The sequence below is a fragment of the Novispirillum itersonii subsp. itersonii ATCC 12639 genome, from assembly GCF_000381985.1.
Classification (GTDB): domain Bacteria; phylum Pseudomonadota; class Alphaproteobacteria; order Rhodospirillales; family Rhodospirillaceae; genus Novispirillum; species Novispirillum itersonii.
Window position 1 is genome coordinate 106,229 of sequence record NZ_KB907338.1, and the last position, 14,431, is coordinate 120,659.

General features: G+C 61.9%; 11 protein-coding genes and 1 pseudogene. 7 read left to right on the forward strand and 5 right to left on the reverse strand.

What is annotated here, in order from left to right:
- Positions 1-127 precede the first annotated feature (127 nt).
- On the forward strand, positions 128-739 hold the full coding sequence (locus G365_RS0103830; protein WP_019644181.1) for a MarR family winged helix-turn-helix transcriptional regulator: 612 nt from the start codon (positions 128-130) through the stop codon (positions 737-739).
- 16 nt (positions 740-755) lie between these two features.
- On the opposite strand, the gene G365_RS0103835 is transcribed toward G365_RS0103830, so the two are convergent.
- Entirely contained in the window at positions 756-959 is a 204-nt protein-coding gene (locus tag G365_RS0103835) for a hypothetical protein (RefSeq protein ID WP_155976111.1), read from the reverse strand.
- A 193-nt stretch (positions 960-1,152) separates the two neighbouring features.
- On the opposite strand from G365_RS0103835, the gene G365_RS0103840 reads away from it, so the two are divergent.
- The 5 genes and pseudogenes from G365_RS0103840 to G365_RS23385 all read left to right on the forward strand — a co-directional run bounded on the left by G365_RS0103840 (position 1,153) and on the right by G365_RS23385 (position 7,994).
- The gene (locus G365_RS0103840) at positions 1,153-2,703 is read left to right on the forward strand and encodes a GTPase family protein (RefSeq protein ID WP_019644183.1); all 1,551 of its coding nucleotides are present in this window, start codon (positions 1,153-1,155) and stop codon (positions 2,701-2,703) included.
- The gene (locus G365_RS0103845; protein WP_211217654.1) at positions 2,700-3,323 is read left to right on the forward strand and encodes a class I SAM-dependent methyltransferase; all 624 of its coding nucleotides are present in this window, start codon (positions 2,700-2,702) and stop codon (positions 3,321-3,323) included. Before G365_RS0103840 ends, G365_RS0103845 begins: the two co-directional genes overlap by 4 nt.
- A gap of 149 nt (positions 3,324-3,472) precedes the next feature.
- Entirely contained in the window at positions 3,473-5,569 is a 2,097-nt protein-coding gene (locus G365_RS0103850; RefSeq protein ID WP_019644185.1) for a methyl-accepting chemotaxis protein, read from the forward strand.
- 254 nt (positions 5,570-5,823) lie between these two features.
- A complete protein-coding gene (gene cobD / locus G365_RS0103855) occupies positions 5,824-6,939 on the forward strand; it encodes a threonine-phosphate decarboxylase CobD (RefSeq protein ID WP_019644186.1) in 1,116 nt (371 codons plus the stop codon).
- Between the two features lie 103 nt (positions 6,940-7,042).
- Positions 7,043-7,994: pseudogene (locus tag G365_RS23385) on the forward strand (IS630 family transposase).
- A gap of 22 nt (positions 7,995-8,016) precedes the next feature.
- On the opposite strand, the gene G365_RS23390 reads toward G365_RS23385, so the two are convergent.
- The 4 genes from G365_RS23390 to G365_RS0103870 all read right to left on the reverse strand — a co-directional run bounded on the left by G365_RS23390 (position 8,017) and on the right by G365_RS0103870 (position 12,679).
- Positions 8,017-9,309, reverse strand: a complete 1,293-nt coding sequence (locus tag G365_RS23390) for a DUF4910 domain-containing protein (protein ID WP_081628426.1) — start codon at positions 9,307-9,309, stop codon at positions 8,017-8,019.
- Positions 9,306-10,085, reverse strand: coding sequence for an AAC(3) family N-acetyltransferase (locus G365_RS23395; protein WP_081628427.1), 780 nt, complete (start codon positions 10,083-10,085; stop codon positions 9,306-9,308). The genes G365_RS23390 and G365_RS23395 overlap by 4 nt, the downstream gene beginning before the upstream one ends.
- A 105-nt stretch (positions 10,086-10,190) precedes the next feature.
- Positions 10,191-11,138, reverse strand: a complete 948-nt coding sequence (locus G365_RS0103865) for an IS481 family transposase (RefSeq protein WP_019644187.1) — start codon at positions 11,136-11,138, stop codon at positions 10,191-10,193.
- A gap of 212 nt (positions 11,139-11,350) precedes the next feature.
- Positions 11,351-12,679 (reverse strand): globin-coupled sensor protein, encoded by a 1,329-nt coding sequence (locus G365_RS0103870; protein WP_019644188.1) that lies wholly within the window; start codon positions 12,677-12,679, stop codon positions 11,351-11,353.
- A 511-nt stretch (positions 12,680-13,190) separates the two neighbouring features.
- On the opposite strand from G365_RS0103870, the gene cbiE reads away from it, so the two are divergent.
- Positions 13,191-14,429 carry a precorrin-6y C5,15-methyltransferase (decarboxylating) subunit CbiE gene (gene cbiE / locus G365_RS0103875; protein ID WP_019644189.1) on the forward strand — a complete coding sequence of 413 codons (1,239 nt, stop codon included), beginning with the start codon at positions 13,191-13,193 and terminating at the stop codon, positions 14,427-14,429.
- Positions 14,430-14,431 lie beyond the last annotated feature (2 nt).

Genomic DNA, 14,431 nt, shown 5'->3' on the forward strand with positions numbered 1-14,431 from the left:
GGGGGGAGCCTTAAGACGGAGAGAGGGGAGAGAGAGGGGGGAGAAAAAGGGGGTTGCCGTGTTATCTCGATCAAAAGTATCTTTACGTCAAGATACATTGCATCAAGACATACGCAGGGCCACCGCCATGACCGACCCCTCCGCCGTTCAGCACCCGGACCCCGGCGTGACAGAAATCGTCATCACCCGGTCCGGTTCTTCTTCGGGTTCTTCTCCGGTCCCGTCGCCCGACCCGGCGCGGCGGCAGGACCGCGCCGCCCGCGCCGTGGCCCAGTGGGGGCAGGTGCGGCCTGAGATAGACGCCTCCCCGATGCTGCCTCTGGGCCGGATGTCAGAGCTGGTGCACCGCATCCGCACGTTCCGGCTGGAGCCCGGTTACGGCGAACATGGCCTCAACCGGGGGGAATTTGATGTGCTGGCGACCCTGCGCCGCTCCGGCGTGGCGCAGGGGCTGACCCCGACGGCGCTGTACGGGGCGCTGATGGTGTCTTCCGGCGGTATGACCAACCGCATTGACCGTCTGGAACGGCTGGGGCTGGTCGCCCGCCGCCCGCACCCCGATGACCGGCGCGGCACGCTGGTGGCGCTGACCCCGGCGGGTCTGGCCCTGATCGACCGCCTTGTTGACCGCCACGTCGCGGTGCAGCGCGCCATCCTCGCCCCGCTGACCCCGGACGAACAGGACCAGCTTTCCGCCCTGCTCGGCAAACTGCTGGACGGGCTGGAACCGGAGGGCTGAGGGCGGGGCGCTGCTTTTATGAATCAAATCTGGTCCGGTTGTTCAGCGCTTCGGAGACGCGGCCGGAATTGACCTGAAAATGGTTGGCAATCTGCTGTTGGGACGCCTGCGGGTTCCTTTTGGCAAAAGCACGAATGTCTTCTGCCATTTCAGGGGTAAAGGCGGCACTCTGAGGCGGTGAGCGTCGGATGGGGGCACTCCGGCGCAGTTCCTCGGCCAATCCCTTCAGTTCTTCGTTGTCTGTCCCGGCCTGCGGAAAAGCCTGAAACACCCGAGGTCAAGGGGGCCGCGCCTCCTTGCGGGCCGGCGGGCGGCGCCCGCCTTCCTCCCCCTTGTTTGCCCCCCTCTTGACACTGTTCCCGTTCCGGCTGAAGTGTGGGCGGATGTTCTTCTGATTCCGGGTCTGTCTGCCGATGCTGTCTTCCCCCTCTCTGCTGCGCCGCTACCGGCGGGAGCTGTTGTTGCTGGTTCTGGCGGCGCTGCCGTTTGTGCTGCTGCTGCCCCCGGGGCTGCTGTGGCTGTATCAGCAGGGCTGGACGTGGGTCTGGGCGCTGACGGGCGCGGTCTGCGGGGCGGCGGCCTTTATGGTGCGCCGGTCGATCCTGCGGCGCGCGGCGGAAGAGATTGCGGCGCAGGCGGCACAGGCCAGCCCGGCGAGCATCGGCTGGGGGCCGAAGGAACAGGCAGCGTGGGCGGTGGTTGAGGCGCAGGCGCTGGCCGCCGCGCCGTTGCAGCCCTCGAAAGACCTGTGGACCGATGTGCTGGCCCTGCTGCGGGGCACGGTTGATGCGGTGGCGGCGCACTATCACCCCGGCGATGCCCAGGCACGCTACCGCCTGACCCTGCCGGAACTGCTGCTGCTGACCGAGCGGGTGGCGCAGGATCTGCGGCGGGCCGGGCTGCGGTATATTCCGCTGGCGCAGCATGTGCGGGTGTCAGACCTGCTGATGGTCAAGGACCTGTACGACGCCCACGGCGGCACCGTCAAAACGCTGTGGACGATGGGAAAAACCGGTGGCCGGGTGGTGTCGGCGGTCAGCAATCCGGGGGCGGCGCTGCTGCGGGAAGTCGGCGGGATCCTGATGGATAAGGCTGGCGACGCGGTCAGTCTGCGGTTGCAGGGGCAGTTGACCCAGATGCTGGTGCGCGAGGCCGGACGGGCGGCGATTGACCTGTACGCCGGGCGGCTGCGCCTGTCGGATGAAGAAATCCGCCTGCTGGCGGCAGGCGAGGCCGCCGGGGCCGCCACCGATCTGGCCCATCCGGTGCGGGTGGTGCTGACCGGGCAGGTCAGTGCCGGAAAATCGAGCCTGCTGAACGCGCTGGCGCAGACGGTGCAGCGCCGCACCGGCATTTCTCCGTCGCGGGAAGGGGTCGGGGTGCTGCGGCTGGATCAGCCGGACCGCCCGCAGCTGGTGGTGGCCGATCTGCCGGGGCTGGGCCACGACGGGCGGGGCGAAACCGCGCTGGAGGCCGAGGCCGCCCGCGCCGACCTGATTCTGTGGGTGGTGTCGGCCAATGATCCGGGCCGGGCGGCTGACCGGGCGGCGCTGGATACCCTGCGGGCCCAGACCGCCGCCGCCGGGGTGCCGCTGCCGCCGGTGCGGCTGGTGCTGACCCATGTTGATCTGCTGTCGCCGCGCCGGGATTGGGCCCCGCCCTATGCGCTGGATGGCAGCGACCCCCGCCCCAAGGCGCAGGCGATCACGCAGGCCCTGACGGCGGCGGCGCAGGATCTGGGGCTGCCGCCGGGGTCTGCCGGGGTGGCGGTCTGTACCGCCGGGGAGCCCTGGAATATTGATGTGCTGTGGCACGAGATTACGGTGACGCAGACCGCTGCCCGCCACCACCAGCTTGACCGCCTGAACCGTCAGGCCGGGGCGTTTTCGCCCGCCGAAACGGTGCGGCAGGTGACGGAAGGGGCGAAGGCGGTCTGGCGGACCCTGTGGGGGACGACGGAATGAAGACGACGATGGAGCGGTTGATCGGTGCGGCCCGGCAGCGCGACCCATGGCTGGGGCGGTGGCTGCCGCTGATCTGCGCCCATGCCGCCGGGGCGCCGGTGCTGGAGCTGGGCTGCGGCTGGGGCGATGATACGGCGGTGCTGACCGCCGCCGGGCTGGCGGTGACGGCGGTGGATCTGTCCGACGCGCTGCTGGCGCAGGCGCGGCAGCGGGTGCCGGGGGCGACCTTCTTGCAGCAGGATCTGTGCGACCCGTGGCCGCTGGACCATGCCGGGGTGATTCTGGCCAGCCTGTCGCTGCATTACTTTGATTGGGTGCAGACGCAGGCGCTGATCCGGCGGGCGGCAGGGGTGCTGGGGCCGGACGGGCTGCTGGTCTGCCGTCTCAATTCCAGCCGCGATGTCTGCTATGGCGCGCTGGGGCGGCTGGCCGGGCACCGGCGGATTGAACCCGGCCTGTACCATGTGCATGGCAGCCCCAAGCGGTTTGTCAGCGCCGCTGATGTTGACCGGCTGTTTGCCGGGTGGCGGGTGCTGCACCGCCGCCACCGGGTCAGCCTGCGCTTCGGGCTGCCCAAGGCACTGTGGGAGCTGGTCTTACAACCGCCGCCCGGCCTGTAAGGCGTGCGCAATGATTATAACGTTCAGACGCAAAACCTTTGCATAATATGCAAAAAATATTTCTATTTTGTAATCTTATTTCTTCCCCATTCCACATTGTAAGAAAAACGGTGTAAGCTGACCCCGGAGCACAGTCAGGGGTTTTTCATATGCGTACATTATCCATCCGGGTCGTCGTCGGCCTGTTTCTTGCCGCAATCGGCTGCGTTGCGCTGATTTATGGCGGCGTCACCCTGTCCGGGGCGTGGGCGCGTAAGAACAACGCGCAGGCGATCCTGACATCCTCAGAAGCCAGCCGCACGCTGCTGAACACCCTGCTCAACACCCGCCTTGAGCGCGGGGCCCTCAGCACCGCCCTGACGGCGGAGCCCCCGGCAGAGCAGGCGCACCGCGATAAAGTGGCCGGATACCGTAAGGCGGTTGAGGATGGCTATGCGGCGGTGCTGGCGCAGGTGCAGGCCAGTGGCCGCCCGCAGGCGATCGCCACGCTGGCCGATCTGCGCAAGGCCCATGATGCGATGACGGCGCAGCAGAAGCAGTTTGATCAGGATCTGACCGTGGCCAAAGCGGCCCGCAACCCGACGTCTTACCCGCAGTCGCAGGCGCTGTATCAGGATTTTCTGACCGCGCTGACCGCAACCGCCAATGCGGTGGATCTGGGGATCTTCGGCACGGATACGCTGGTGGACAGCCTGCTGGTCATCAAACGGGGGGCCTGGGCGACCCGGGTGCAGCTGGGGGGGCTGATGGGCAATGTCCAGCGGATGGTCGCCGGGGGAAAATCCTGGACCCCGCAGGAGGCCCGCGCCGCCTTTGAAGAGCGGGGCAAGGCGCTGGTGCTGTGGGGCGGTGTGCGCGATGCGATGGCGTCGCCGGGGCTGCCGCCGGCGCTGAAGGTGGCGTACCAGAAAGCCGATGACAGCAATTTCAGCGGCAAGGCGTGGGAGGATGCCAAGGCCCTGCACGAGGCGCTGGCCGAGGGCCGCGCCCCCGGCATTGAGATCAAGGATCTTCAGCCCCGCGATACCGCCAACAGCGGCAAAATCGTCGATCTGGCCACCGAGGCGCTGGACGAGATGGTGATGCGGGCGGAAGAGGTGCAGACCGATGCCTGGCAAGGGGTGTATCTGTCCGGGGCGGCGCTGCTGGCCACCGCGCTGCTGGTGGTGGCCGGGGTGACGGTGGTGCGCAGCGGGATCAGCGTGCCGCTGTCACGGCTGAACGGAACGATGCGGGCGCTGGCGGCGGGCGACCTGACGGCGACCGTCGGCTATACCCGTTACGGCAACGAAATCGGCGAGATGGCCCGCTCGGTTGAGGTGTTCAAGGACAGTCTGGTCCGCAGCCGGGCGCTGGAGGACGAGGCCGGGCAGGCCCGCCGTGACGGCGAGGCCCGCCGGGCGGAAACCCTGCGTCAGATGGCCGAGGAGCTGGAAAAGACCGTCGGCGCGGCGGCGCGGGCGGTGTCTGATGCGGCCCGGCAGATGGATGGCTCGGCCCGGGGCATGTCGGAGTCGGCAGCCTCGACCCTGCGGCAGTCCACCACGGTGTCGGCGGCGGCGGAACAGGCATCGACCAATGTGGCGGCGGTGGCCGGTGCGGCGGAAGAGCTGGGGGCCTCGGTGGGGGAAATTTCCCGGCAGGTGGATTTCTCGGCGGACCGGGCACAGGCGGCGGTCGGCGAGGCAAAGGTCGCATCCGACATCATCGCCGAGCTGGACGAGGCCGCAGGCCGCATCAACACCATTGTCGATCTGATTTCGCAGATTGCCGGGCAGACCAACCTGCTGGCCCTGAATGCCACCATCGAGGCGGCGCGCGCCGGTGAGGCCGGTAAGGGCTTTGCCGTGGTCGCCAACGAGGTGAAGGCGCTGGCAACCCAGACCGGGGCGGCGACGGCACAGATCGGCCAGCAGGTGTCGGCCATTCAGGGCACCACCCAGCGGGCGGTGCAGGCGATTTCCGGCGTGGTGCAGGCGATCGGGGCGATCAGCGAGGCGTCACAGTCCATCGTGGTGACGATCAACCAGCAGGAAGAGGCCACGCGGGAGATCGTGCAGAGCGTCTCGCAGGCGTCTGCGGGCACGCAGGAAGTGACGGAAATCATCGCCGATGTGGCGATGGCCGCCGGACAGACCGAGCAGGACGCCAACGGCTTGCTGGCGGTGTCGGGCACGCTGACGGACCATGCCCAGACCTTGCAGGACCGGATGGCCGGTTTTCTGAAGACCCTGCGGTCGGCATAAGGCCGCACAGGGCGCGGTGATCTGCGCACAGGACCGGCGGCAGGCGGATGATCCGGCCTGCCGCCGGTTTTTTTATGGAGCCGGTTTTTTGTATGGGGCCGGTTTTTTGTATGGGGCCGGTTTTTTGTATGGGGCCGGTTTTTTGTATGGGGCCGGTTTTTTTATGGGGATGGTGGCGGCGGGACCGGCTGGGTATAAGGCTTGGATGTTTCGGGCCGGATGTTCCGGGCCGGTGGCGGCGGAGGACAGCGACAATGGACACCCCCCTTACCGGGATGGCCGTGCGGGACCACGGCGGCAACCGCACGGCGGCGGCGGCCCGCTTTGGCGTGGCGGCGGCGGATTGGCTGGACCTGTCGACCGGCATCAATCCGTTTGCCTATCCGCTGCCGGTGTTTCCCGCTGATGACTGGACCCGCCTGCCCGATGCCGATCTGGAACAGGCGGCGGAACAGGCCGCCCGCCGGGCCTATGGGGCCGGGGCCGGGGCGGCGGTGTGTCTGGCCCCGGGATCGCAGGCGCTGATCCAGATGTTGCCGCTGGCCTGGCAGCGGGCTGATGCCTGCCTGCCTGCCGGGGCCATGCCGGAGGTCTGGATTCTTGGTCCGACCTATGGCGAACACGCCCGCTGCTGGGCGCTGGCAGGGTATGCGGTGCGCGAGGTGACGGCGGATCACCCCCTGTTTGAGGCTGCATCTGATGGTGCCGGGCCTGATACCGCGCGGCCCCTGCCGGATCTGCCGCCCGGCCTGCGGGCGCTGGTGGTGGTCAACCCGGATAATCCCAGCGGGCGGGTGCTGCCGGGGGCGGTGTTGCGGCGGCTATGGCAGGCGCTGGCGGCGCAGGGGGGGCTGCTGGTCTGTGACGAGGCCTTCGCCGACATTGACCCGGCGACGGCGGTTGATGGCAGCACGGGGGCTGATGGCCTGATCGTGCTGCGGTCCTTCGGCAAGTTTTACGGTCTGGCCGGGGTCCGGCTGGGGGTGGCGCTGGGGGCACCGGGGCTGATCGGGGCGCTGTCAGACCTGATCGGGCCGTGGGCGGTCAGCGGCCCGGCCCTGCGCTGCGCGGCGGTGGCGCTTGCCGATGACCGGTGGGCGACGGCGATGCGGCACCGGCTGGCGGCATTGGCGGTGCGGCTGGATCAGGTGGTGCTGGGCAGTGATCCGGGGTTCCGGCTGGTGGGGGGCACCGGGCTGTTCCGGCTGTATGCGCACCCGCAGGCGCAACAGGTGTATGACAGACTGGGACGGCAGGGGATTCTGGTCCGCCGGTTTGACCGCGCCCCGGACCACCTGCGCTTCGGCCTGCCGGACGAGGCGGGTCTGACCCGGCTGTCACAGGCCCTGACGCGCCCGCCCGCCGCGTGAGGGGCTAGAGCATTCTTAAAATGACCGGAATCTATATGGGATTCCCATCTGCACGCATCCGTAATTCACTGCTTCCGGATTTTACGAATGCGCAGGTGAGGCGATGGGTTGGCGACAGGAACAAAGCTACTCTTCTGATTTGCGGTCTCGGGCTCTGGCCGCAGTTGACGGTGGGATGCCCGCCAGACAGGCAGCCCTGCTGTTTCAGGTCAGTGTTTCCTACATTTACAAAGCGCAGATCCTCCGCAGAAAGACTGGCTAAAGCGAGGCCAGTACAGTGCGGGGGCATCGCCCCCGCAAACTGACGCCAGAACAGGAGCAGGTTATATCCGGGCGCAGAACGATGCCACGATTGCCGCAATCCAGCGCTGGCTTGAGAGCGAATACGGCATCAGGATCAGTGGCGTGGCCCTCTGGCTGGCCATTGACCGACTGGGACTGACGTTCAAAAAAACACTGCGCGCCAGCGAGCAAGAAAGGCCGGACGTTGCAAACCGGAAGCGGATCTGGAAAGCCGCACAGCCTTATCTTGACCCTGAAAAGCTTGTTTTCCTTGATGAGACCGGCATCAGCACCAAGATGACCCGGCTTTACGGAAGGGCCCGGAAAGGGCAAAGATGTCTGTCCAGCGGGCCGTTTGGGCATTGGAAAACCACCACGTTTGTTGCCGGACTTCAGCTCTCAGGGATCTCTGCGCCTCTTGTCCTCGACGGCCCCATGAATGGGGAGGCGTTTCTGGCCTATGTTCGCCAGATCCTTGGTCCCTCTCTGCGAAAGGGGGCATCGTTGTCATGGACACTCTTCCGGCACACAAAACGCAGGAAGTTGAGGCGGCCATAAAAGCAACGGGTGCTCAGTGTGTTTATCTGCCGCCATACTCTCCCGACATGAACCCCATTGAGATAACCTTTTCCAAACTCAAAGCCCTGTTGCGACAGGAACCACAGCGCACCACCGATGCGCTGTGGGATCAGGTCGGCCAGCTTATCGAGCGCTTCTCTCCGCAGCAGTGTGCAAATTTCTTTAAAGCTGCGGGTTACGCACACTCAATCTGAAAATGCTCTAGCAAAATATAATTTACTGATCTGGAGCCTCAAGTAGATCAATAAGATTATGAGCACTCAACTTATCAACAATAGGGTATAATTCCCAAACGGGAGAACCACACAGATCGGCAATTTCAATTAATGAACGAGTACCATCAGACCAAGTAATCAAGTTCATCATCAGTCTAACCTCAGCGCCACTTGCCTTAGTTGATAACGTAGGATACAGGCCTCGTTTACCTAATTGTGGCTCGCAAAGCACCTTAACTTTGGGATAAACGTTCCTTTCGAGTGCCTCGATAGCATTCCAAATAGCATTAAATCCACCATCCAAACCCTCTGCTGTAACAACGTTAATCAAGTCATCAAGCGAAGTATGATATTCATCATACATTCCGTACTTGGTACGCATAATTGAGGCAATCGGGAGATCAACACCTGGAGCGCAATATTGCCTCTCGTCACTGCCTCGATCACCCCAAGTATAAACCTTATACGTAGGGCAAATGTATCTCAAAACGTGCTTGGAAACTTGATCGCTTAATGTATTGCCGTTGCGACTTGGAAGATAGGAATAATCACGATTATCACCAACGCAACTAACATTAAAACCTGCGAATACTGAATTCTTAAGATGTTCAATATTTTTACTGAGATAAGTTATGGAGCCAATCGTTTCCGGTATAAAAATTAATCGATAGCTGTACTTTGTACGCCCCAAGTCTTTCAGCTTTTTTGCCAAAAATGCAGTTACACAAGGGCCTGACAGCTCATTATTAGCCATAGATGGGTGACAAACGTAAGTCGATATAAAGACCTCTTTCGATGAATCACCTTTGAGTAGAAATTCACCATATGTAAGACTTCCATCAAAGAGTTGAGTATCTACATATATCTCGTATACACCCTCCTCTAAGCCTAACCTCTCCTCGTGTGAGATACAAAATCCCCACCGCTCTTTGTAATATGAGGTTATATAAGGAATGGCGTTTGGTTGATTTGGTAGAGAATGCAGATGCTCTTGTAGCTCAGCTAGGCTAAGTTTCAATCTGATGGGAGTGCTGTATCCAACTAGATGTAGATTATTTTTCTTAAAATCACATATCTTTTTACCGCTTGGTGTAATTATATATGCGTCACTGACATTCCATTCCTTCGGGACGACCCAATCGAAAACTTGGGTTCCACTTGGAACTTCAAAAATTTTTAATTCTGGTAATTCATTTTGAATAATTCTCAACGTCTGCCTTACGCCTTCGCCAGTAAGGCTACGATTAATTGGCCAAAGTTTTTCCGCCAACTTGTAAATTTCATTTCCAATCATTTCGAATCTTCAATCGAGTAAAGTGTTCCAAGCGCCTTGCCGCTATCAATTATTTTTTCAACAAAATGAAACATCGATTTGGCATTCACAAGTCGAAGCCCGGGACCTTCCTTAGGTCTGAATCCACTATACAATCCAGCATTCCATAGAAGCTCGCCTGCTGGATTAACATTGGTCATAACTCCACGTTCGATATCCCTAACATAGAGATCATATTTTTTATTTTTCGTCTGGCCAGACGAGTCTGTGTAATCGCCACTAAATGATTTAAAGTACCTATAGTCAACGCGCTTAATTTCTTCCACGTGATGATAAAAAGTCATACTGTTTTGATCCTCTAAGTCGAGTGATCCTATCTTGCCATTTAATCTTTTTAGTACTCCGAATGGAGAATCCTCGGCATAACCACTAACGTTATCAATTCCCTCGAACTCAGAAGATTTATATCCGATTACCGCGAAAGAATAGATCGGATGTCCAGTTCTAACAGCACCGTAAAATTTCCTGCCGACCTCAGTTAAGGCGCCCATCTGTGACTCTGAATTTCTAATATCGAACGGAATGCCATTTGCGAAATCGAAATTAAATAGAGGTAGAAGAAGCGTTCCCTTCGAGCCTATCACATCAATAAAGCTATCCAAAATATCTTGTGGAGAAATCGAAATTTTATTAATACGATACTCAATAAGTGTTCTCTTTATATTGCTATGTATAAGTACCGTATCTCCATCGCTAAGGCCCGATCTTTTCCATCTTTGTTGAAGTGTTTCGATCATAACTAACCCCTTAAATCTGCTGCCAATGTTTTCAGTCTGGGCAAGGATCTTGACCTACGAGATCATTCTAATCTATGTTTCATACATCAACAACGCTTAGGTGTTTTAGGTGTTTAGTCCCAGAATGTGATGGTTAGGCTTGATGATAAAGACGTCAGGCTTTGATTTCCAGAGTTCCTCGATGGCCTCGTAGGGTGTTCTGAACTTGAGCGCTTTGAGTTTCTTGGCGAAGTTGTAGGCGATCAACCAGTCGCGGACGTGGCGTCGCAGTTCGTTGATCGAAGCATAGTGGAAGGATTTGACGGTTGCGTCCTTGATGGTTCGCACCATGCGTTCGGCTTGGCCCTTGGTCCAAGGACGGTAGGGTTTGGTCAGCCGATGCTCGATTCCGTTTTCCCGACAGACGCGACCGAAGATGTGCGGGAAGGTCAACCCGGTGTCACGCTCGAACTGGGTGAACTGCACGCCGTTGTCGGTGAGGATGGTGTGGATCTTGTAGGGCACCGCCCTAATCAATGCTTTCAGGAAGCCAGCGGCGACCAGTTTCGTCGCTCTGCGATAGATGCGCGCGAAGACCAGCTTGGATGTGCGGTCCACAGCGACATAGAGGTAGGCCTTGCCATCCTCGTAGCGAAGTTCGGCGATATCGATGTGGAAGTAGCCGATCTCGTAGTTCTTGAACTTCTTCGGCTTCTCACGATCGGCTTTGGGCAACTGGCTGATTCCATGCCGTTGAAGGCAACGATGCAACGACGAGCGGCTCAGATGCGGGATCACGTCCTTGAGCGCGATGTATACATCGTCGAGTGGCAGCCGGGCCTGCACCCGCAGAGCCACGATTGCGGCTTCCTCCATTGGCGAGAGCACAGTGCTGCGCCGCTCCCTCGGTCCCATTGGCATGTCTTCCACCGATTGCCGCTTGCGCCACTTCAGGACCGTTTTCTCGTTGATCCCGTACTTTTTGGCGAGGTGCGCGACCGAAGCCTGCAATCGCTGTAGCTCTGCTCGAACGGCGTGCGTGGTCTTGGCGCTCCCATGGAGAACCTGGCCCATAAATCCCTCCGCTGTGATGGGGATAGTCTTACACCATCACATGCTGGGACTAAACACCTAAGCAAATGGAAGCCCGGCGTTGCCGGGCTGACTGGGCCATTGAGGCCCCGCGCGACCATTCGCGCGTGAGGCAAGCGGGCGGACGCCCGCGCCCGCCGCGTGAGGGGCTAAACAAAAACCCAACCCAGCCCCACGGGCTGGGTTGGGGTCTTTCAGGCGACCTTGATCTTGGTGACGAAATCACGGACACGGTCCTTCAGGCCACCCGATTTGACCGTCAGTTCCTGCGCGGTGGCCAGCACCTGACGGGCGGCGGCCCCGGCTTCCATCGAGGCGGAAGACACCTTGGAGATCCGGGCGGTGACAGAGCTGGTGCCGTCAGAAGCCTGCTGGGTGTTGCTGGCGATTTCGCGGGTGGCGGCGCCCTGCTGCTCGATGGCGCTGGCGATCGCGGTGCCGACCACGTTCATTTCGCCGATGGTTTCGCTGATGGCCTGAATGGCGATCACCGCGTCGCGGGTGGCTTTCTGCACTGCGCCGATCTGCGCAGAGATATCGCTGGTGGCTTTGGCGGTCTGCCCGGCCAGACTTTTCACCTCGCCGGCCACCACGGCAAAGCCTTTTCCGGCGGTGCCGGCGCGGGCGGCTTCGATGGTGGCATTCAGGGCCAGCAGATTGGTCTGGCTGGCGATGTCAGAAATCAGCCGGACCACGGTGCCGATCCGGTCCACCGAGGTGGCAAGGCCATCGACCAGCTCGTTGACCCGTTCCGCCTTGATCACCGCCTCGCCGGAGATCCGGGCCGAGCCGTCCATCTGGCGGGCAATTTCGTTGATTGAGGCGTGCAGCTCCACCGCAGCGGCGGCGACGGTCTGCACATTGGCGGCGGCGGCGTCGGCGGCCAGAGACACTTCGCTGGCTTCCTGACTGGTGGTGTCGGCGCTGCGGGCCATGGCGGCGGAGCACTGCTGAAGCTCGGTCGCGGCAGAGGAGACCATTTCCACCATGCCATCGACCTCTTTCTCGAACACCTCAATCACCGACAGGGCAGAATCGCGGGCGGTCTGGATGTAAATCGACACCGCCAGTTCCATGTCGAGGAAGACCGCCTTATTGATGGCGGTGATCAGCCGGGCAACCTGATCGGGCGATTTGCCAAAGGTGCGGCGCACCAGATCGACCATCGCATTCAGCACATAGCAATAAGCGGCTATGTACCAGCGCGGCTCCAGCCCGACCCGCTCATGGGTCCGGCCGATGATGGTCACCTGCCGCATATAGGCGTCATCGAAATCGCCGGAAAACACCCCGTTCAGCCAGTGTTTGGCCTGCATGGTGCGGGCATGGCGCAGGGTGTCGGGGTTGCTGAACAGGCGGGCCAGATGGGGGACGCCGTTGATTTTGCCATAAAACTTATCCAGCACCCCTTCCAGATGCTTTTCCAGCAGCGGACGGAACTCCCGCAGGGCGGCGCGGGTGTCAGCATCAATGTGCAGGAACGTCAGACGGGCATCACGGTCAAGGGCGGTGGTTTCGGCCATGTCGGATCTCCGGGCTGGTGTCGCCGGGCACGCAGGGCACCGGCCACAGAGGGGGGCTGATCTCGTCTGCAAGGTCCTGCAGCATGGGGTAGTAGCAACGGGTGTGCCAGACGGTGGCAGGGCAGATTTTACGGAAGAATCCCGTGATTTCAGGGATGGCTATGGTTCTTAAGACGGGCCAAAAACCTCTGTCGGACAGATGGCCTGTGGCTGAATGCGCCGCAGTTTGCAAAAAACCGCAGGATGAACAGGGATAGGCACTTTTTAAGTATGGGTACTGCCGCCGCGCCGGAGGCACATGGGGGAAGGGGATCTGGTATTCCTTTTAATATGCGCGGTTCATTCATTCGAGGGCGTCTGAATGTGTTGCGGCTGAACAGACATAATTGCTTTTGAATATACTGAGTCCAGATCCGGCGGACCGTCTGCGGGCGGCCCTGAAATGGTGGCGTCCGGCGGTGTGCTGTGGCATCTGTGACCGGCGCAACCATACAGCAGGGAAAGAAACGGCATGACGGCATGGCTGACCGTGGTGGGACTGGGCGAAGACGGCCCCGACGGGCTGGGCACTGCGGCCCGGCAGGCGGTGGAACAGGCCGCCGTGGTGGTCGGCGGGGCGCGGCATCTGGCCCTGCTGCCCGATCAGCCGGGCCAGACCCGCCTGCCGTGGCCCAGCCCGTTTTCCGGGGCCTATCCGCTGCTGGCCGGGCTGTACCCGCAGCCGGTGTGTGTGCTGGCCAGCGGTGACCCGATGTTTTATGGCATCGGGGCGACTCTGGCGGCGGGTCTGGCCCCGCTGTTGCCCCCCGGTGCCCTGACCCCGCAGGCGGTGCGGGTGCTGGCGGCCCCTTCCTGCGTCAGTCTGGCCGCCGCGCGGATGGGCTGGGCGGTGCAGGATGTGACGGTGATCGCCACCCATGGCCGCCCGCTGGCCCGGCTGGCGGCCTGCCTGCACCCGGGGGCGCGGCTGCTGCTGCTGGCCGATGGGGCGCACACCCCGGCCGAGGTGGCGCGGCTGCTGTGCCTGCATGGGTTTTCCGCCAGCCGGATCACGGTGATGGGCTATCTGGGTGGCCTGCGGGAAAGCCGGATGCAGGCGCTGGCGGCGGATTTCCCCGATCAGCCTTACCCGGATCTGGCGGTGATCGCGGTGGAGCCGGTGCCCGACCCCGGCACCCTGCCGCTGGCGGTGACGCCGGGCCTGCCGGATGCCGCCTATCGCCACGACGGCCAGTTGACCAAGCGCGACATCCGGGCGGTGACGCTGGCCCGGCTGGCCCCCCGCCCGGGGGAACTGCTGTGGGATGTCGGGGCGGGCAGCGGCTCGATCGGGATTGAATGGATGCGCAGCCATCCATCCTGCCGGGCGATTGCCATCGAGTCTCACCCCGACCGGCAGGCCAACATCCGCCACAACCGCGATGCGCTGGGGGTGCCGGATCTGCGGTTGGTGGAAGGCCGGGCCCCGGATGCCCTGACCGGGCTGCCAACGCCGGATGTGGTGTTTGTCGGCGGCGGCATCACCCGCGACGGGGTGGCCGAGGCCTGCTTTGACGCCCTGCGCCCCGGCGGGCGGATGGTGGCAACGGCGGTGACGGTGCAGTCAGAAGCGCGGCTGGTGGCCTTACAGGCCCGCCGGGGCGGTGATCTGCTGCGGCTGTCCGTGGCCCAGACCCGCCCGGTCGGCGGCTTTCTGGGGTGGGATACGGCAATGCCGGTGACACTCTGGGGGGTGACGAAAGGGGAATGATC

Excerpts from the sequence above, each read along its gene's own strand:
- G365_RS0103830 (WP_019644181.1), top strand. The coding sequence starts at position 128 with ATGACCGACCCCTCCGCCGTTCAGCACCCGGACCCCGGCGTGACAGAA.
- G365_RS0103840 (WP_019644183.1), top strand. The coding sequence starts at position 1,153 with ATGCTGTCTTCCCCCTCTCTGCTGCGCCGCTACCGGCGGGAGCTGTTG.
- G365_RS0103845 (WP_211217654.1), top strand. The coding sequence starts at position 2,700 with ATGAAGACGACGATGGAGCGGTTGATCGGTGCGGCCCGGCAGCGCGAC.
- G365_RS0103850 (WP_019644185.1), top strand. The coding sequence starts at position 3,473 with ATGCGTACATTATCCATCCGGGTCGTCGTCGGCCTGTTTCTTGCCGCA.
- cobD (WP_019644186.1), top strand. The coding sequence starts at position 5,824 with ATGGACACCCCCCTTACCGGGATGGCCGTGCGGGACCACGGCGGCAAC.
- G365_RS23390 (WP_081628426.1), bottom strand. The coding sequence starts at position 9,309 with ATGATTGGAAATGAAATTTACAAGTTGGCGGAAAAACTTTGGCCAATT.
- G365_RS23395 (WP_081628427.1), bottom strand. The coding sequence starts at position 10,085 with ATGATCGAAACACTTCAACAAAGATGGAAAAGATCGGGCCTTAGCGAT.
- G365_RS0103865 (WP_019644187.1), bottom strand. The coding sequence starts at position 11,138 with ATGGGCCAGGTTCTCCATGGGAGCGCCAAGACCACGCACGCCGTTCGA.
- G365_RS0103870 (WP_019644188.1), bottom strand. The coding sequence starts at position 12,679 with ATGGCCGAAACCACCGCCCTTGACCGTGATGCCCGTCTGACGTTCCTG.
- cbiE (WP_019644189.1), top strand. The coding sequence starts at position 13,191 with ATGACGGCATGGCTGACCGTGGTGGGACTGGGCGAAGACGGCCCCGAC.